This is a genomic window from Glycomyces sp. MUSA5-2 (assembly GCF_037034145.1).
GTDB classification, from domain to species: Bacteria; Actinomycetota; Actinomycetes; order Mycobacteriales; family Micromonosporaceae; genus Glycomyces; species Glycomyces artemisiae.
In genome coordinates this window covers 1051169-1069858 of record NZ_JBAGKG010000001.1, presented here as the reverse complement: position 1 = coordinate 1069858, position 18690 = coordinate 1051169, and the positions used below count along the sequence as shown (strand labels likewise).

Genomic DNA, 18690 nt, shown 5'->3' with positions numbered 1-18690 from the left:
GGAGCGGCCCCCTACGTGTCTGCGAAGGGGCGCGCCTCGCCTGCGCCGCTCCTTTGTTCTATGGAGGAACTACATGCATACGTTGCTCGCCAACGGCGACGAGAGCGTAGGCGCGCTGGAAGGCGCGAACCTGAGCCTCGTCGTGCTCGCGGCCGTGCTGGCGCTCATCGCGCTCGGCGGCGCCGCGGCGCTCGTCAAGAGCATCCTGAGCGCCGGGACCGGCACCGACAAGATGCGCGAGATCTCCGGGGCCGTCCAGGAGGGCGCCTCCGCCTACCTCAACCGCCAGTTCAAGGCGCTGGGCATCTTCGTCGTCATCGCCGTGGTCCTGCTGTTCCTGCTCCCGGCCGAAGGCGGCACGGACGTCCGCATCGGACGGAGCGTGTTCTTCATCGTCGGCGCCGTGTTCAGCTCGTTCATCGGCTGGGCGGGCATGAGCATGGCGACCCGCGCGAACGTGCGCGTCGCCGCCGCCGCCCGCGACGGCAAGCCCACCACCGCGATGCACCTGGCCTTCCGCACCGGCGGCGTGGTCGGGTTCATGACCGTGGGCCTGGGCCTGCTCGGCGCCTCGGTCGTGGTCTTCATCTACAACTCCGACGCGCCCGTGGTCCTGGAGGGCTTCGGCTTCGGCGCCGCGCTCCTGGCCATGTTCATGCGCGTCGGCGGCGGCATCTTCACCAAGGCCGCCGACGTCGGCGCCGACCTCGTCGGCAAGGTCGAGCAGGGCATCCCCGAGGACGACCCGCGCAACCCGGCGACCATCGCCGACAACGTGGGCGACAACGTCGGCGACTGCGCCGGCATGGCCGCGGACCTCTTCGAGTCCTACGCCGTCGTGCTCGTCGCCAGCCTCATCCTCGGCCGCGCCGCGTTCGGCGAGACCGGCCTGGTGCTGCCGCTGCTGGTGGCCTCCGTCGGCATCGTCTGCGCGATCCTCGGCGTCATCATCACCCGCATGCGGGCCTCCGACGCCTCGGGCCTGACCGCGATCAACCGCGCGTTCTACATCTCCGCGGTCGTGGCCGCGGCGCTCACCGCGGCGGCCGTGTTCTGGTACGTCCCCTCGGACTGGTCCGAGCTCGGCACCAGCGCCGACTTCGTCGACGTCCCGGTCAGCCCGCAGATCCTCGCCGCCGGCTCGGTCGTCATCGGCATCGCCCTGGCCGCGGCCATCATGGCGCTGACCGGCTACTACACCGACACCCGCTACAAGCCCACGAAGACCGTCTCGGCCTCGACCCGCACCGGCGCGGCCACGAACATCCTCTCCGGGTTCTCGCTCGGCCTGGAGTCCGCGGTCTACACGGCGCTCACCATCGCCGCGGCCGTCCTCGGCGCGTACCTCCTCGGCGGCGGCGAGATCCTCATCAGCCTGTTCGCGGTGGCGCTCGCGGGCTGCGGCCTGCTCACCACCGTCGGCGTCATCGTCGCCATGGACACCTTCGGGCCCATCAGCGACAACGCGCAGGGCGTCGCGGAGATGTCCGGCGACGTCGAAGGCGACGCCGCGCAGACCCTCACCGACCTGGACGCGGTGGGCAACACCACCAAGGCCATCACCAAGGGCATCGCGATCGCGACCGCGGTCCTGGCCGCGACCGCCCTGTTCGGCTCCTACACCGACGCGGTGGCCTCCGAGGGCCTCGCGGGCGGCGCGCTGTTCGAGGTGCTGAACATCGCCGACCCGGTCAACATCGTCGGCTTCATCATCGGCGCGAGCGTCGTGTTCCTGTTCTCCGGCCTCGCCGTCAACGCCGTCGCCCGCTCCGCGGGCGCGGTCGTCAACGAGGTCCGCGACCAGTTCGCGCGCTTCCCCGGGATCATGGAGGGCACCCAGCGGCCCGAGTACGGCCGCGTCGTCGACATCTGCACCCGCGACGCCCAGCGCGAGCTGGTCACCCCGGGCCTGCTCGCGATCACCGCGCCCATCGCCGTCGGCTTCGGCCTCGGCGTCGGCCCGCTCGCCGCGTACCTCGCGGGCGCGATCGCGTGCGGCGTCCTCATGGCCGTCATGCTCGCGAACTCGGGCGGCGCCTGGGACAACGCGAAGAAGGACGTCGAGGACGGCAACCACGGCGGCAAGGGCTCCGAGGCCCACGCCGCCGCCGTCATCGGCGACACCGTCGGCGACCCGTTCAAGGACACCGCCGGCCCCGCCATCAACCCGCTCCTGAAGGTCATGAACCTCGTGAGCCTCATCATCGCCCCGGCCGTCGTGGTCTACACGGTCGACGGCGTCGGCGGCGAGGCCTCCAGCCCCGTCCGCTGGATCATCGCCGGCCTCGCGGTCGCCGCGCTCGTCACGGCGATCGTCGTCTCCAAGCGCCGCTCCTCGGTGGTGGAGGCGGGGGAAGCCCGCACCCCGGAGCAGCGTGAGTCGGTCGAGGTCGGCTAGCTTTCCGGGTCGTTGATTCGGCGTGTGCCCCGTTCCCTCGGAACGGGGCACACCCATACTCAGGGGACGCAATGCGGAAGCGTGAGCTACCGTAACGATTCGAGTGCATTTTCCGAGTGGAACGGTGGGAGCAGTGCCGGACATCAAACGCCTGGTCATCGTCGAGTCCCCGGCGAAGGCCAAGACGATCGCCTCGTACCTCGGGGCCGGCTACATCGTCGACTCCTCCCTCGGGCACATCCGCGACCTCCCGCGCAGCGCGAAGGAGATCCCGGCGAAGTACAAGGACAAGGCCTGGTCGCGGCTCGGCGTGGACGTCGACAACGACTTCGCGCCGCTGTACATCGTGAACCCGGACCGGTCCGCGCACGTCAAGAAGCTGAAGGGCTACCTCGCCGAGGTCGACGAGCTCTTCCTCGCCACCGATGAGGACCGCGAGGGGGAGGCCATCGCGTGGCACCTCCTGGAGACGCTGAAGCCGAAGATCCCGGTGAAGCGCATGGTGTTCCACGAGATCACGCCGCAGGCGATCGCCGAGGCGGCCGCGAACCCGCGGGAGCTGAACCAGGACCTGGTGGACGCGCAGGAGGCGCGGCGCATCCTCGACCGGCTGTACGGGTACGAGGTGAGCCCGGTCCTGTGGAAGAAGGTCATGCCGCGGCTGTCGGCCGGGCGCGTCCAGTCCGTGGCGACGCGGCTCATCGTCGAGCGCGAGCGGGCCCGCATGGCGTTCCGCTCCGCGGACTACTGGGACGTCACCGCGAACCTGTCGACCGCGGACGACCAGCGGTTCAAGGCCACCTTGATCGCCGTGGACGGCGACCGGGTCGCCACCGGCAAGGACTTCGACGCGGCCACCGGCACCGCCCGCGGCAACGTGGTGCACCTCGACGAGGCGGGCGCCCGCGGCCTCGCCGGGCGCCTCGAAGGACGCGACTTCACCGTCCTCAAGGTCGACAAGAAGCCGTACCGGCGCCGCCCGTACCCGCCGTTCATCACCTCGACGCTCCAGCAGGAGGCCGGGCGCAAGCTGCGGCTCTCCAGCGCGCAGGTCATGCGGGTCGCCCAGCGGCTCTACGAGAACGGCCACATCACCTATATGCGGACCGACTCGACGAACCTGTCGGCGACGGCGATCAACGCCGCCCGCGCGCAGGCCGCCGAGCTGTACGGCGCGCAGTACGTGCCCGCCGAGCCGCGCCACTACGCGCGGAAGGTGAAGAACGCGCAGGAGGCGCACGAGGCGATCCGGCCCGCCGGAGACGTCTTCAAGACCCCGAACCAGTTGAAGAACCAGCTCTCGGCCGAGGAGTACCGGGTCTACGAGCTCATCTGGCGGCGCACGCTCGCGTCGCAGATGGTCGACGCCACCGGGAACTCCACGTCGGTGCGCGCCCGCGCCGTCACCACCTCGGGGGAGGAGGCCGACTTCGGGGCCTCCGGCAAGACGATCACCAACCCGGGCTTCCTGCTCGCGTACGTCGAGTCCATCGAGGAGGGCGACGCGGACGACGCGGAGAAGCGCCTCCCCGAGCTCGCCGAGCGCCAGCAGCTCGCCGAGAAGGGCCTCGAAGCGGCCGGGCACACCACCCAGCCGCCCGCCCGGTACACCGAGGCGAGCCTCGTGAAGGCCCTGGAGGAGCGCGGGATCGGGCGGCCCTCGACGTACGCGTCGATCATGCAGACCATCCAGGACCGCGAGTACGTCTTCAAGAAGGGCCAGGCGCTCGTGCCCGCGTTCCGGGCGTTCGCGGTCGTCGGCCTCCTGGAGCGCCACTTCCCGCGCCTGGTCGACTACGACTTCACCGCCGGGATGGAGGACGAGCTCGACGGCGTCGCCGCCGGGCAGGAGTCCCGCGAGGAGTTCCTGCGGAAGTTCTACTTCGGCGGCAAGGACAAGGAGGGGACCGTCGCCGCCTCCGGGGGCCTCCGGCACATGGTCGAGGAGGAGCTGGCGAAGATCGATGCGCGCCAGGTCAACTCGATCCCCCTGTACACCGACGACCAGCAGCGGCAGGTCGTCGCCCGGGTCGGCCGGTACGGGCCGTACCTGGAGCGGACCACGCCCGCGCAGGCCGAGGCCGGGGAGCCCGGCGAGCGCGTCTCCGTCCCCGAGTCCGTCGCGCCCGACGAGCTGACCGAGGCGAAAGTGGAGGAGCTGTACGAGCTCGGGTCCGCCGAAGGCGAACTGGGCACGCACCCCGAGACCGGGGAGCCCGTGTTCGCCAAGAGCGGCCGGTACGGGCCGTACGTCACCTCCGGCGAGAAGTCCTCGTCGCTGCTGACGGGCCAGAAGCTCTCGGAACTGACCCTCGACGACGCCGTGCAGCTGCTGACGCTGCCGCGCCTGGTCGGCAAGGACGCGGAGGGCGAGGAGATCCGCACGGGCCTGGGCCCGCACGGGCCGTACGTGAAGAAGGGCCGCGACTACCGGTCGCTCGACCGGGAGGAGCAGCTGTTCTCCCTCACGCTCGAAGAGGCCGAGAAGCTCCTCGCGCAGCCGAAGACCCGCGGGCGCCAGCAGCGCGCGCAGACGCTCCTCAAGGAGCTGGGGCCCGACCCGGTCACCGGCAAGGAGGTCTCGCTCAAGGACGGGCGCTTCGGCCCGTACGTGACCGACGGCGAGACGAACGCGTCGATCCGCAAGACCGACTCCGTCGAGGACCTGACGATCGACCGCGCGGCCGAACTGCTCGCCGAGCGGCGCGAGAAGGTCGCCTCCGGCGCGGTCCCGGCGAAGAAGACCGCGAAGAAGGCGGCCAAGAAGACCGCCGCGAAGAAGACCACCGCCAAGAAGACGGCGGCGAAGAAGACGACGGCCGCGAAGGCGGTCAAGAAGGCCGCGAAGAAGCCCGCGCCGGGCGAGTAGCGGCCGGAGCTCACGGCCCGGTCCTTTCACCACGGGACCGGGCCGTCGCATTTCCCGGGGTTGTGGCATGTCTGACATCCGGATGTCATCGGACACGCCTAGCCTCGGTGCGTCCTCCTGCGGTTCAACCGGCCGTAAACTAATTTCCGCTCGGATGCAACCTCGGGCGGTCACCGGCGCGTCAAGGGTCTGTGGGCATCGGCTCGACGGCGAGTGCGATGTGTCCTATGTGGCTGACGGCACCATTGTTTCGAAAGCGGGTTTCGAGTACATGAGAATCACTTTTCTGGTCCGCAACCTCTGGGGCATCGGAGGGACGATCAAGACAACCATCAACACGGCGGACGCCCTGGTGGCGCTGGGTCACGACGTCACCATCTGCTCCTTTGTGCGCTCCAGGAAGAAGCCCGCCTTCGCGCTCGACCCGCGGATCAAAGTGGTGCATCTGTGGGACGTCCGCAAACCCGCCAACGGTGGGGACAAGCTGTCCTTTCTCGACCGCTGGCGCGCCAAGCGGCCTTCATTCCTCGACGCCGACCAGGTGAACAACCAGGGCGAGTCCTCGGAACTGCTGGACCTGAAGGTCAAGAAGTACCTCAATCGGCTCGACACCGACGTCGCCGTCGGCACGCAGGTGTCGGTGAACCTGTACATGACGAAGTACGGGCGCCCCGAGAAGTACGCGATGGTCGGCCAGGAGCACATGTTCTTGGACAACTACCGGGCGAACATCCGCAAGCACATGGACGCCGAATACGGCAAGCTCGACGCGATCGTCACCATCACCAAGGCCGACACCGAGGCGTACAGGGCGGCCTACCCCGAGCTGGTGGAGAAGATCGATTACGTCCCCAACTCGATCCCGGCCAACCCCGAGCCGCCCTCGGATCTCACCGAGCCGCTTATCATGACCGCGGGCCGCGTCACCGGGATGAAGGGCTTCGACATCCTCATCAGGGCCTTCGCGGAGCTCGCCGACGAGTTCCCCGAGTGGAAGGTGCGGATCTTCGGCCGCGGCCGCGACCGCGACCGCCTCATCGGCATGGTGACCGAGCTCGGCCTCGACGGCCGGATCGAGCTGCCCGGGCCCAAGACTCCGCTCGACGCCGAGTGGGGGAAGGCCTCGATCGCCGCGATCCCCTCCCGCTTCGAGCCGTTCGGCCTCGTCATCGTCGAGGCCATGGCCGCCGGGCTCCCGGTGGTGTGCAGCGCGGTCAAGCACGGCCCGATCGAACTCATCCGGTCAGGCGAGAACGGCCTCCTCGTCGAGCCGCAGAAGCCGGAGGAGCTGGCGAAGGCGCTGCGCAGCCTCATGTCCGATCCGTCGCTGCGCCGCAAGCTCGCCGATGCGGGCCTGGAGACGGCCAGGCGCTTCGAGCCCGCGAACGTCGTCAGCGGCCACGTCGCCGTCTTCGAGAAGGTGCTCGCCGCGCGCGCGGGCGAATAGCGCCCGACTCGGCGGGTCCGGCGTCGGCGCGGTGCGCCGGGCCGTAGATTGGTCCGGCAGACCGCCGCCGAGACCGGGAGAACCGACGTGCCGACCGACCAGCCGACGATCGCGGCCGTGCTCGCCGGAGGGACCGGCGCCCGCATGGGCGCCGGCGTTCCCAAGCAGCTGCTCGAGGTCGCCGGGAAGCCGGTGCTGCGGCACACCTTGGAGGCCTTCGAGGCGAGCGGGGCGGTCGACCGGATCGTCCTCGTGATGGCCGAGGGGCACCATGAGGCGGCGTGGACCATAGCCAAAACCGCAAATGTGACAAAACTCTCGGCGGTGATCGCCGGCGGGGCGACGCGGGTCGATTCGTCGGTCGCCGCCATCCGGTGGGCGCAGGCCCAGCCGTGGTCCACTCCGGAGACGCGGCTGCTGATCCACGATGCCGCCCGGATGCTCGTCAGCGCCCGCATCATCGCCGCCGTCGTAGATGAACTCGAAGTAAACCCCGTCGTTACAGCCGCGATACCTTCCTCCGATACCGTCGTCGAAGTCGAGGGCGGGCGCATCACCGCAGTGCCCGACCGCTCGCGGCTCGCCCGCGTGCAGACGCCGCAGGGCTTCCGGCTGGGACTCATCGCGGCCGCCCACGAGGCTGCCGCGGCGGACCCTGACTTCGCCCCGACCGACGACTGCTCGATCGTCCTCCGGTACCGGCCCGACGTCCCCGTCCGCATCGTCGCGGGCAGCGAGCGCAACCTCAAAGTGACCGAACCCTCCGACCTCGCGGTGGCGGAAGCCCTGCTCAGGCGGTGATCGTGACGTCCCCGACGGGCCAGGCCGGCGGCGGATCCGCCTGTGATCCGGTCCCGGACCCGGTGTCGGGCACGGCTTCATCGTCTGTTCAGCTAGGTAAACTGCACCGATCCAGCACCTAAACCGAACGAGGTGGCACTCGACATGTCCACGAACATCGTGATCCTGGCGGCCGGCGTCGGCTCCCGGCTCGGCAAGCCGCACCCGAAGTCCCTCACTCCGCTGAACACCGGGGAGACCATCCTCGGGCGGTCGCTGCGGCTGCTCACCTCGCGGTTCAACCGCCACTCCATCCACCTCGTCGTCGGGTACAAGAAGGAGATGATCATGGAGGAGGTGCCCGACGTCGGCTTCATCTACAACCAGGCGTACGGCGACACCAACACCTCCAAGAGCCTCCTCAAGGCGCTCAACATCCTCGGACCCGGCGGCGTGCTCTGGCTCAACGGCGACGTCGTGTTCGACCCGCAGGTCCTCGACGTGCTCCTGCCCCACATCGCGATGGACCACTCCTTCATCGCCGTCAACACCGCGAAGGTCTCCGAGGAGGAGGTCAAGTACACCCTCGGGGCGGACGGCTACATCAACAAGCTCTCCAAGCGCGTCTCCGAAGGCGCCCTCGGCGAGGCCGTGGGCATCAACTACGTGTCCGCCGACGACCGCGCGCTCGTGGCCAAGCGCCTCGCCGAGGTCGACGACCAGGACTACTTCGAGGGCGGCATCGAGCTCGCCATCGAGAAGGACGGCCTGAAGTTCGAGGCCGTCGACATCTCCCAGCACAACGTCATCGAGGTCGACTTCGCCGAAGACCTCAACAGCGTCAACCAGCACTTCAAGTAGGACCGGTCCCGCAGGAGTGACCGACTCGTCAGCCACCGCGCGGCACCGGGCCCGGCCCGGCGCCGCGCGCACGACCCAAGCCGAAGGCGCGGAGCGTTGAAGACACTGATCAAGTCCCTGCAGATCCAGCTGAACCTGATCGCGGTCGCGGCGGTCGCCGCCGCGGTCGTCCTGGGGTCCCGGCCCTGGATCGCACTCCTCCTGTCCCTCGCCGTCTTCGGCATGGTCGCCTGGCGGTCGCCGAGCACCCTGACGGCCAACCGCATCTCGCGCACGCTGGGCGGGCTCGCGGTGCTCATCACGGTCTGGGGCACCGCCGGCTTCGACCGCTGGCCGCTGCTGGTCGCCGGGGGCGCGTTCACCGTCTTCGTCGCGTACGCCGACCTCGCCGCCAAGGCGCTCAACGTCGGCTACCTGGAGACCGCGAACCTCGACATCGAGCGCTCCGTGCGCGAGCAGTGGATCACGCCGCCGAAGGTCGCGGTGCTGGTGAGCGTCCTCGGCGTCGCCTTCGGGGCGGCCGCGTTGGCCACCGGCGCGGCCGCGGTCGCGGTGGACGCGGTCTTCGCCGTCGCCACCCTGGCGGTGTTCGCCTGGACCGCCGCCGGTGTCGCCGAGGGCTACTTCCACCGCAAGCGCGAGTCCCACCCCGTCGACGGCCGGGTCATGACCGCCGTGACGCGCCTCCAGCCGAAGTTCGTGGTCCACTTCGCCGGCGCGCGCCAGTCGGACTACCAGCTCGCGATGTGGCTGCCGTACTTCGAGGAGGTCGGCGAGCCCTACCTGATCCTCGTGCGCGACCGGTACCTCTACGACGGGGTCGTCGCCCGCACCAGTGCGCCCGTGGTCCTCGTGCCGGCGCAGAGCGTCCTCGACACGATCCTTCCGACGAGCGTCCGCGCGTGCTACTACGTCAACCACGCCGTCAAGAACGCACAGCTCGTCAAGCTCGACCAGTACCTCCACGTGCAGCTCATGCACGGGGACTCCGACAAGGCGATCAGCCGCAGCCCCGTCTCGCTCATGTACGACCGGGTCTTCGTCGCCGGGCAGGCCGGCGTCGACCGCTACCACCGCCACGGCGTCGACATCCCCAACTACAAGTTCCGGCGCATCGGCCGCCCGCAGCTGCACGACATCCGCGTCGGCGAGCGTGAGAAGGTCGAGGACGCCCGGCCGGTGGTCCTCTACACGCCCACCTGGACCGGCCTGACCGCCGACGTCAACTACTCGTCCCTGCGGGAGGCCCGCCGGATCGTCGAGGCGATCCTCGACCGCGATGTGACACTGCTGTTCCGCACCCACCCCTACACGCGCACCAACGCCGCCTACCAGGCGCTCGCCGACGAGGTCAAGGCCCTCATCGCCGCCGACGCCGCCCGCACCGGCCGACCGCACCTGTGGGGGGCCCAGGCCGAGTCCGAAGTGTCGCTCACCGAGTGCGTCAACGCCGCCGACGTGGCGATCTCAGACATCTCCGGCACCGCCTCGGACTGGCTCTACAGCGGCCGCCCGTTCGCGATGACCGACCCCAAGGGGTACCGGGACCGGTACCTGGAGGAGTTCCCGCTCGCGAAGGCCGCCTACCTCCTCGAACCCGACGCCGGGAACATCGAGAAAGTCCTCGACGAGCTGCTGGACACCGACTCCAAGGCCGTCCTGCGCCGCGAGGTCCGCGAGTACTACCTCGGCGACCACGCCCCGGAGGAGCTCGTTCCGCTGTTCGTCGACGAGGTCCGCGTGACCTGCAACGAGGCGCCGAGCAAGGTCGCGACCGGCGAGTCCGCGCTCGTCAGAGCCTGACCGATCTGCAAGGGCCCCTTGCCGAAAGGGGTGGAAACGGTTTGCGGGGAACCTGCAACTTTCCCATGACGGACTTCGTGTTTACTTCATATCGAGTTAACTGCTCATTAACTCTGATGACATTGGAGTCGACATGTCCCGTTTGTGGAGACAGCGGTACGAGGTGCTCGCGATCGCGGCCGTCGCCGTCTCGGCCGTGCAGGAACTGCATCTGGTCACGTACGCCCTCGCGTTCATCGTCCTGGCGCTCGCCACGTGGACGTACCGCGCCGACCTGGTGGGAGGGCGGACCGCGTCGCTGCTCGCCGTCGCCGCCGTCCTCGTGGCCGCCGAGTCCTCGGAACGCTGGTACCTCACCGCCGGGTGCCTCGCGGCGGCCGGGTTCTTCGCCGTCGCCGGCTTCGCCCAGGCCGCGCTCGAGACGTCCTTCCTGGAGACCGCGAACCTCGACGTGCCGCGCAGCGGCCGCGGCCGCGCCGCCTCCCCGGCGGTGGTGTCGGTCGTCGTCGGCGCGACGACCGCGGCGCTCCCGCTGGCGGGGGCGGTTCCCGAGGTGTCGGCCGCCGACACCTCCGCACTCGCGCTCGTCGTGGCCGGCCTGGCCTGGGCCGGGGCGGCGGTCGTCGCGAACCTGGTGCGCCGCAGCCGCGAGTCGCACCCGATCGACCGGGCCGTCGTCGCCGCGGTCGAGAAGCTCCAGCCCAAGTACGTGGTCCACTTCGGCGGCGCGCGCCTCTCCGAGTACCAGATCGAGATGTGGCTGCCGTATTTCGACAAGATCGGGGACCCGTACCTGGTGCTCGTCCGCGACGCGCACCTCATGCCCGGCACCGTGGCGTGCACCAGCGCGCCGGTCGTGCTCGCCCCCGGCCAGTCGGTCCTCGACAAGCTCCTGCCCGAGAGCGTCCGCGCCTGCTTCTACTCCAACCACGCGCAGAAGAACACCGCGCTCATCCGCCACGGCGAACTGCTGCACATCCAGCTCATGCACGGCGACTCCGACAAGGCGATCTCGCGCTCGGCGCTGTCGCTCATGTACGACCGGGTGTTCGTGGCCGGGCAGGCCGGCGTCGACCGCTACCACCGCCACGGCGTCGACATCCCCGACCGGAAGTTCCGCCTCGTCGGCCGCCCGCAGCTGCACGGCATCAACGTCGGCCCGCGCGAGAAGGGCCCCGACGAGCCGTCCGTGCTCCTCTACGCGCCCACGTGGACCGGCTTCACCGAGGACGTCAACTACTCGTCGCTGAACGAGGGTAAGGCGATCGTCGAGGCGGCGCTGGCGCACGGCGTCGCCGTCCACTTCCGCACCCATCCGTACACGAGCACGAACGCCGCGTACCAGGCGCACGCCGAGGAGATCCGCGCGATCCTCGCCGCCGACGCCGGCCGCCTGCCCCACCGCTGGGGACCCGCGGCCGAATCGGTCTCCCTCGCCGACTGCGTGAACGCCGCGGACGCGGCCGTGTGCGACATCAGTGGCGCGGCCTCCGACTGGCTCTACAGCGGCAAGCCGTTCGCGATGACCGACCCGCGCGGGCTGCGCGGCGGCTACTTGGAGGAGTTCCCGGTCGCCGAGGGCGCCTACCTCCTCGAGCCTGGCGCCGGCAACGCCGAGGCGGTCATGGCCGAGCTGTTCGACACCGACTCCAAGGCCGCCCAGCGGGCCGCGACCCGCGTGTACTACCTCGGCGACCATGAGCCCGGGGAGTTGTTCGAGGTGTTCGCCTCGGCAGTGCGGGAGACGTACGCGACCCCGGTGGTCAAGACCGTCGCCGCGGTCGAGGCCGCGGCCTGAGCCGCTCCCGCGCGCCCGGTTCAGATCCGCCGGGGCGCGGGCAGGCGCTCCGGTGAGGGGGTGCTCGCCGGGTGCGGGGCGACCAGGCCGCGGCGCTCGCGCTCGGCGCACAGGTCGGCGAGCTTCTCGTAGGCGGCCGCGCCGAGCAGCTCGGTCAGCTCCACGGCGTACGACAGGTACACCGGCTCCGAGGCGGTGTGGGCCAGCGGCGAGCCGGTGCACCACCAGTCGAAGTCGTGGCCGCCGGGACCCCAGGAGGCCCGGTCGAACTCGGTGATGAGGGTGACCGACACGTCGGTGCCGTCGGCGCGGTGCTCGGTCTTGAAGTCGCGCTTCACCGGGAGCTGCCAGCACACCTCGGGCTTGTACTCCATGGGGTGGACGCCGTCGCGCATCGCCTGCTGGTGCAGGGCGCACCCGGCGCCGGTCGGGAAGCCCTCGCGGTTGTGGAAGACGCAGGCGCCGTCGACGACCGCGGTCTTCTTCGCGGGCTCCTCCTCGCCCTCGTCGTTCTCCAGCGTGTCGTCGACGATGGTGTGCTTCCACTTGCGGTGGAGCTGCCACGTCTCGGGCGTGAGCTTCTTGACGATCTCCCTGGTGCGGCGGATGTCGGCCTCGTCGGTGTAGAACGCGCCGTGCAGGCAGCACCCGTCCGCGGGCCGGCTCTTCTCGATCCCGGGACAGCCGCCCTGGTCGGGGTGCCTGCCGAAGATGCACCCCCAGCGGGACAGGAGCCAGGTCAGGTCGGCGCGGACCATCGTGTCGGAGTCAGCGGGATCGAAGAACTCGACCCACTCGCGGTCGAAGTCCGCGGGCACCTCGTCGGTCATCCGTCAACGGTACCTGCACCGCACGTTCAGGACCGGTTCACGCCGCGCTGACCACGAAGCCGACGGCCGGTTTCGGACACGGCGTACCCTGGTGGGCGTGACCCAGTCCGTCCCGGTTCTGCTGTCGACCACGTCCGTGTACCCCGAGCCCACCGCGGTGGGGTTCGAGCTCGCCGCCGAGCTCGGCTACGACGGGGTCGAGCTGATGGTCTTCACCGACCGGGTCTCCCAAGACCCGTCGGCGGCGGCCAGCCTCGCGAAGCACTACGGCGTCAAGATCGGCGCCGTCCACGCCCCGTGCCTCCTCGTCACCCAGCGGGTGTGGAGCGCCGACCCGTGGACGCGGCTGCGCAGGTCCGTGCAGGCCGCCGAATACCTCGACTCCCCGACGGTGGTCATCCACCCGCCGTTCTCGTGGCAGCGGGACTACGCGGCGAAGTTCTCGACGGTCCTCGACGGGCTCAGGGCCCGGTACCCGGGGGTGACGATCGCGGTCGAGAACATGTTCCCGCTCAAGGTCGGGAAGCGGAACCTGGTGCCGTACCGGCCGCACTGGGACCCGACCCGGCACGGGTACGACTCGTACACGCTCGACCTGTCGCACTGCGCGGCCTCCGGGGCCGACGCGCTCGCGATGGCCGAGCGGATGGGCAAGGGGCTCAGGCACATCCACCTGTGCGACGGGACCGCGCCGGGCGCGGACCAGCACCTGGTGCCCGGCCGCGGGACGCAGCCGTGCGGGGAGCTGCTCGGGGCGCTGGGGAAGGCCGGCTGGGACGGGTCGATCACCGTGGAGGTGTCGACCCGCAAGAGCGGCAACCGGACCCGCCGGGCCGACGACCTGCACGAGTCGCTGAAGTTCGCGCGGGACGCGCTCACCGCCTGACCTCGTCGCCCGACCTCCCCTCAACGCGTTGTTCGCACGGCGTTAACTCGGTGTTGCGCCTGTATTATCGGGGTGCCATCCGATGGACCACACAGGAGGACCGATGCCGGACCAGCAGCGGAGCACCCGGGGGATCGTGCGGCGCGTCGCCGGTCGCCTCCTTCCGACCCGGCTCCGCCGCAAGCGGACCGCCGCGCGCGGCCGCGCAGCCCTCCTCGCCGACCCGGCCCTTCGGTCCTTCGAGCGCGACGGGCGCGTTTACGTGGGCCGCACCGTCACGTCCTTCACCGCCGCCGAAGCCGCCGACGCGAACCTGCGGCTGGTCGCCGACGCGTGCGAGGCCGCAGGTGTCGAGTACTTCCTCGTCCCCGGCATCGAACCGTCGCGCCATGTCGTCGGCGTGCGCCACGCCGACAAGAAGGCGTTCCTGGAGGCCGTCCGGGACCGGCACGGCGACACCGAGCTGTACGTGGCCCGCACCGGCCGCGGGGACGACCTCAAGACCGAGCCGGCGCTCTACGCAGAAGGTGTCCTCCCCGACGACGTCAAGCGCGGCCAATCCCTGCGATTCGGGCGCTTCCTCCTCGGCCCCGCCGGGCAGGTCCTCGGCGGCCTGGAATACGGGTGCGACGTCGAGTTCTGGCGCGATGGCGAGGTCTTCGCCGCCGACCCGGCCTTCGAGGAGAAGCTCCACCGCGTCAAGGTCCGCATCCCCGCGTCCATGTTCCCCGGCACATGGGTCGCGCCCCGGCCCAACCGGGTCGCCGACGTCCTCCCGGCCGAGGCCCGCGTCCCCGTCGAGCGCGCCGTGGCCGACCGCAAGCTTCCCGCGTTCGAGCCGTTCACCCGCAAGCTCGTCGACGACGTCGACTTCCCCGTCGACGCCGTCTACATGTGGGTCGACGGCGCCGACCCCGAATGGGAGGCGCAGCGGCTGCGCCACCTCCATGGCGAGACCGGCGACCACGCCCACCTCTCGGGCCTCTCGCGCTACACCGACCGCGACGAGCTCAAGTACTCCCTGCGGTCCCTGCACACGTTCGCGCCGTTCCTCCGCAACGTGTACCTCGTCACCGCCGGGCAGACCCCCGACTGGCTCGACACGAGCGCCCCCGGCCTGCACCTGGTCGACCACGCGGAGATCTTCGAGGACCCCTCGGTCCTCCCCGTGTTCAACTCCCATGCGATCACCACGCAGCTGCATCGCATCCCCGGCCTCGCCGACCACTACCTGGTCCTCAACGACGACGTCTGCTTCGGCGGTCCCAGCCGCCCCGAGCAGTTCTTCCACGCCAACGGGATCGCGCGGGCGCCGTTCTCCTCCATGCAGATCGGCCTCGGCGAGGCCCGGCCCGAGGACTCCGCCCCCAATTTCGCGGGCCGCAACGTCCGGGCGCTCTTGGAGCGCGACTTCGGCCGCTTCACCGTCAACAAGTTCAAGCACATCCCGCTGCCGCAACTGCGCCAGGTCGCCTTCGAGCTCGCCGACCGCTACCGCGACGCCGTCGCCGCCACCGCCCGCTCGCGCTTCCGCGACCCCGCGGACATCGAGTTCTCGGGGATGCTCCACCACTACTCGCTGCTGACCGGCCGTGCGGTCCCCGGCGTCTCGAAACTGCTGTACATCGACGTCGCCGAGGCCGGCGCCGCCGAACGCCTCGACGAGCTCGCCGCCAACCGCGACGTCGAGTTCTTCTGCGTCAACGACGTCGACACCCCCGCCGACCGGGCCGAGGAGATCGACGCCATGGTCCGCGGCTTCCTCGACCGCTACTTCCCGTTCCCCTCGCCGTACGAGCGCCGCTGAGCAGCCATTACACCCTTAATGTTCGGTTCCGGTTTCCCCCCGGTTCTGAATTCGTTTACCGGAATTTGCCTCTGTAGTATCGACGGCGCACCGCCCACCAGGGACCGGAGCGCCCGCCACCGCGGGCGCGGCGCCCGCAAGGCGGCAAGTCCGCATTGACTCTCACTCCCAGGGGAACCCATGCCAGACCCGAACGGGGCGTTCATCCCCCCCGCCAAGCCGCACATCGGCGAGGAAGAGATCGAGGCCGCCGTCGCCGTACTGCGCAGCGGCATGGTTGTGCAGGGCCCCGAAGTGGCCGCGTTCGAAGACGAGTTCACGGCCGTCTCCGGGACAGCGCACTGCGTCGCGGTGAACTCCGGCACCTCCGCCCTCCAGCTCTCGCTCATGGCGATGGGCGTGGGCCCCGGTGACGAGGTCATCGTCCCGTCGTTCTCCTTCGCGGCCTCCGCGAACGCGGTCCGCCTCGTCGGCGCCGACCCCGTGTTCGCCGACATCGAGCCCGGCTCGTTCTGCATCGACCCCGCGCAGGTCGAGGCCCTCATCGGCCCCAAGACCGTCGCGATCATGCCCGTGCACCTGTACGGGCACCCCGCGGACATGACCCGCCTCGTCGAGATCGCCGAGCGGCACGGCCTCGCGATCCTCGAAGACGCCTGCCAGGCGCACGGCGCGGCAGTCGACGGCAAGCCCGTCGGGTCCTTCGGGATCGCCGGGACCTTCAGCTTCTACCCGACGAAGAACATGCACTCGCTCGAAGGCGGCATGGTCTCCACCGACGACGCGCAGTTCGCGCGCACGCTCCGCCTCCTGCGCAACCAGGGCATGGAGCAGCGGTACGCGAACGAGATCGTCGGCGCGAACATGCGCATGACCGACGTCGCCGCCGCCATCGGCCGCGTCCAGCTCCGGCAGCTCGACGGCTGGACCGAGCAGCGCCGCGCCAACGCCGCGCGCTTCGACGCCGCCATCAAGACCGTGACGACCCCGCCGGTCGCCGCGGGCGCGCGCCACATCTACCACCAGTACACCGTCCGTGTCGAAGGCGACCGCGACGGCGCCCTGGAGCGGCTCAAGGCCGCGGGCGTCGGCTCGGCCGTCTACTACCCGACGCCGATCCACAAGCTCATCCCGTACGCGCACATGAACGTCGAGCTCCCCGTGACCGACAAGGCCGCGGCCGAGGTCCTCTCCATCCCCGTCCACCCCTCGCTCAGCGAGAGCGACCTCGACCGCGTGATCGACGCGGTGAACGCGCTGGAGGCGTAAGTGACCGACAAGCAGCTGCGCGCCGGCCTCATCGGCCTCGGGGCCATGGGCCGCAACCACGCCCGCGTCCTCGGCACCCTCGACGGCGTCGAACTGGTCGCCGTCGCCGACCCGATCGCGGACAAGTCCTCGGCCCCGCTCGGCGCGGCCCTGGTCGACTCCGTCGACGAACTCGTCGCCCTCGGCATCGACTACGCCGTCGTCGCCTGCCCCACCGCGTTCCACGAATCCGTGGGCCTGGCGCTGGCCGAGGCCGGCGTGCACGCGCTCATCGAGAAGCCGCTCGCACACACCGCCGAAGCCGCGAAGAAGCTCGCCGAGGCGTTCCGCTCCCGCGGCCTCGTCGCCGGCGTCGGCCACATCGAGCGGTTCAACCCGGCCGTGGTGTCCATGCGCGACCGCCTCGAAGCCGGCGAACTCGGCGAGATCCTCCAGGTCTCGACCCGCCGCCAGGGGCCCTTCCCCGGACGCATCGCCGACGTCGGCGTCGTCAAGGACCTCGCCACCCACGACATCGATCTGACCAGCTTCGTGACCGGCCAGTCGTACCTGTCGGTCAGCGCCCGCACCGTCTCGCGCTCCGGCCGCGAGCACGAGGACATGGTGGCCGCGGTCGGCCACCTTGAGAAGGGCGCCATCGCGAACCACTCGGTGAACTGGCTGAGCCCCTTCAAGGAGCGCACCACCGTCGTCACCGGGGACAAGGGCTGCTTCGTCGCCGACACGCTCACCGCCGACCTCACGTTCTACGCCAACGGCGTGGTCGACACCGAATGGGAGGCGATCAGCAACTTCCGCGGCGTCTCCGAGGGCGACATGGTCCGGTACGCCATCCGCAAGCGCGAACCGCTCCTGGTCGAGCACGAGCACTTCCGCGACGCGGTCCTCGGCCGCCCCAGTGACATCGTCGACCTCGACCGCGGCGCCGCGACGGTGGCGGTCTCGGAGATGATGCTGCACTCGGCGGCCACCGGGAGGACCGTGGACCTGGGCGGCGAGGGCCGCTGATGCCGACCGCCGTCCCGCCGGGCACCGGCCAGGCCGATCGCCTGGCGGCGGCCGCGCGCCTGGCCGCGGAGGCGGACGGCGAGGCGGTCTACCGGGCGTTCGCCGACGAGCTCGCCGCCGTGCTCGCCCCGCAGGCGCTGGCGCTCGCCCCCGGCGAGCGCGCCGCCTGCTGGGCCGCCGCGGCCGAGCTCGCCGACGCGCACCTCACCGAGGAGCTGCGGCGCCGCCTGCCCACCGAGAAGCGGGTCCGGATCTCCTTGGCCCAGCGGCGAGAGCACTCGCTGCTGGAGGCCGCGATCGGCGAGCCCGCCCCCCGGTTCCTGGTCGAGGACGGGCGGCTGTTCGCCCGCTACGCGGGCTTCCGGGACCCGTCCCGGGACCTGCCCGACGAGTGGTTCGAGGCGGCGACCGAACGCGTCACCGTCCGGTTCGCCCGCGGACTGCGCGAACGCTACCTGGTGTGGACCGGGGTGCGCCGCGAGGACTACGCGGTCGAGCACTCGTTCTTCCTGCCCGTGGAGGGCCTCGACGCCGGAGCGGTCCGCGTCGGGGCGGTCCGCCTGCCGGAGGGCGCGGCCCAGGCGCCGCGCGCGGCCGTCCCCGCCGGAGACGGCGCGGGCCCCGAGATCGAGGCCGAGGTCGAGGTCCGCCCCGAGGGCGCGCTCACCGCGGTGACGGCCCGGCTGCCCACCGAGCGCCTGACCGCCCTGGGGGTCGGGCGCTGGGAGCTGCGCGCCTATGCGACGCTCAGGGAATTCACGTACGACCTGCCCTTGAACGCCCCTCGCGGCTTCTTCCAGAAGGGCGGCTTCCCGCGCGGGCTCACCGCCGAGCCCGGACCCCGCCGGGCCCTGTCGATCAGGGTCGACGAGCGGGCCCTGCTGCGGGGCCTCTCCCGAATCAAACTGTTGGACTTCAGAAAGTGAACCGAGCA

13 protein-coding genes are annotated in these 18690 nt (G+C 70.7%); 12 read left to right on the top strand and 1 reads right to left on the bottom strand.

Annotated features, from left to right (window positions below; all coding sequences use genetic code 11):
- Positions 1-73: 73 nt before the first annotated feature.
- The 7 genes from WA640_RS05005 to WA640_RS04975 all read left to right on the top strand — a co-directional run bounded on the left by WA640_RS05005 (position 74) and on the right by WA640_RS04975 (position 11956).
- Complete coding sequence (locus WA640_RS05005; protein ID WP_335986388.1) at positions 74-2398, top strand: sodium-translocating pyrophosphatase; 2325 nt, start codon at positions 74-76, stop codon at positions 2396-2398.
- A 133-nt stretch (positions 2399-2531) separates the two neighbouring features.
- Positions 2532-5267, top strand: a complete 2736-nt coding sequence (topA, locus tag WA640_RS05000) for a type I DNA topoisomerase (RefSeq protein ID WP_335986387.1) — start codon at positions 2532-2534, stop codon at positions 5265-5267.
- A gap of 271 nt (positions 5268-5538) precedes the next feature.
- On the top strand, positions 5539-6714 hold the full coding sequence (locus tag WA640_RS04995) for a glycosyltransferase family 4 protein (RefSeq protein WP_335986386.1): 1176 nt from the start codon (positions 5539-5541) through the stop codon (positions 6712-6714).
- 87 nt (positions 6715-6801) lie between these two features.
- The gene (locus WA640_RS04990; protein ID WP_335986385.1) at positions 6802-7515 is read left to right on the top strand and encodes an IspD/TarI family cytidylyltransferase; all 714 of its coding nucleotides are present in this window, start codon (positions 6802-6804) and stop codon (positions 7513-7515) included.
- Between the two features lie 144 nt (positions 7516-7659).
- On the top strand, positions 7660-8355 hold the full coding sequence (locus WA640_RS04985) for a phosphocholine cytidylyltransferase family protein (protein ID WP_335986384.1): 696 nt from the start codon (positions 7660-7662) through the stop codon (positions 8353-8355).
- Between the two features lie 96 nt (positions 8356-8451).
- Positions 8452-10158, top strand: a complete 1707-nt coding sequence (locus WA640_RS04980; protein WP_335986383.1) for a CDP-glycerol glycerophosphotransferase family protein — start codon at positions 8452-8454, stop codon at positions 10156-10158.
- Between the two features lie 133 nt (positions 10159-10291).
- A complete protein-coding gene (locus tag WA640_RS04975) occupies positions 10292-11956 on the top strand; it encodes a CDP-glycerol glycerophosphotransferase family protein (protein WP_335986382.1) in 1665 nt (554 codons plus the stop codon).
- A 20-nt stretch (positions 11957-11976) separates the two neighbouring features.
- Here WA640_RS04975 and WA640_RS04970 read toward each other — a convergent pair whose 3' ends face one another.
- Entirely contained in the window at positions 11977-12786 is an 810-nt protein-coding gene (locus WA640_RS04970) for a hypothetical protein (RefSeq protein WP_335986381.1), read from the bottom strand.
- Positions 12787-12883: 97 nt separating this feature from the next.
- Here WA640_RS04970 and WA640_RS04965 point away from each other — a divergent pair, with 97 nt between their 5' ends.
- The 5 genes from WA640_RS04965 (at position 12884) to WA640_RS04945 (ending at position 18682) form a co-directional block, all read left to right on the top strand.
- Positions 12884-13672 carry a sugar phosphate isomerase/epimerase family protein gene (locus WA640_RS04965; protein WP_335986379.1) on the top strand — a complete coding sequence of 263 codons (789 nt, stop codon included), beginning with the start codon at positions 12884-12886 and terminating at the stop codon, positions 13670-13672.
- A 103-nt stretch (positions 13673-13775) separates the two neighbouring features.
- A complete protein-coding gene (locus tag WA640_RS04960) occupies positions 13776-15479 on the top strand; it encodes a stealth family protein (protein ID WP_335986378.1) in 1704 nt (567 codons plus the stop codon).
- A gap of 180 nt (positions 15480-15659) precedes the next feature.
- Entirely contained in the window at positions 15660-16748 is a 1089-nt protein-coding gene (locus tag WA640_RS04955; RefSeq protein WP_335986377.1) for a DegT/DnrJ/EryC1/StrS family aminotransferase, read from the top strand.
- Positions 16749-17756, top strand: a complete 1008-nt coding sequence (locus WA640_RS04950; protein ID WP_335986376.1) for a Gfo/Idh/MocA family oxidoreductase — start codon at positions 16749-16751, stop codon at positions 17754-17756.
- Complete coding sequence (locus WA640_RS04945; protein ID WP_335986375.1) at positions 17756-18682, top strand: hypothetical protein; 927 nt, start codon at positions 17756-17758, stop codon at positions 18680-18682. The genes WA640_RS04950 and WA640_RS04945 overlap by 1 nt, the downstream gene beginning before the upstream one ends.
- Positions 18683-18690: the final 8 nt, after the last annotated feature.

Coding starts and splice junctions, on each gene's coding strand:
- WA640_RS05005 (WP_335986388.1), top strand. CDS start 74: ATGCATACGTTGCTCGCCAACGGCGACGAGAGCGTAGGCGCGCTGGAA.
- WA640_RS04995 (WP_335986386.1), top strand. CDS start 5,539: ATGAGAATCACTTTTCTGGTCCGCAACCTCTGGGGCATCGGAGGGACG.
- WA640_RS04985 (WP_335986384.1), top strand. CDS start 7,660: ATGTCCACGAACATCGTGATCCTGGCGGCCGGCGTCGGCTCCCGGCTC.
- WA640_RS04975 (WP_335986382.1), top strand. CDS start 10,292: ATGTCCCGTTTGTGGAGACAGCGGTACGAGGTGCTCGCGATCGCGGCC.
- WA640_RS04970 (WP_335986381.1), bottom strand. CDS start 12,786: ATGACCGACGAGGTGCCCGCGGACTTCGACCGCGAGTGGGTCGAGTTC.
- WA640_RS04960 (WP_335986378.1), top strand. CDS start 13,776: ATGCCGGACCAGCAGCGGAGCACCCGGGGGATCGTGCGGCGCGTCGCC.
- WA640_RS04955 (WP_335986377.1), top strand. CDS start 15,660: ATGCCAGACCCGAACGGGGCGTTCATCCCCCCCGCCAAGCCGCACATC.
- WA640_RS04945 (WP_335986375.1), top strand. CDS start 17,756: ATGCCGACCGCCGTCCCGCCGGGCACCGGCCAGGCCGATCGCCTGGCG.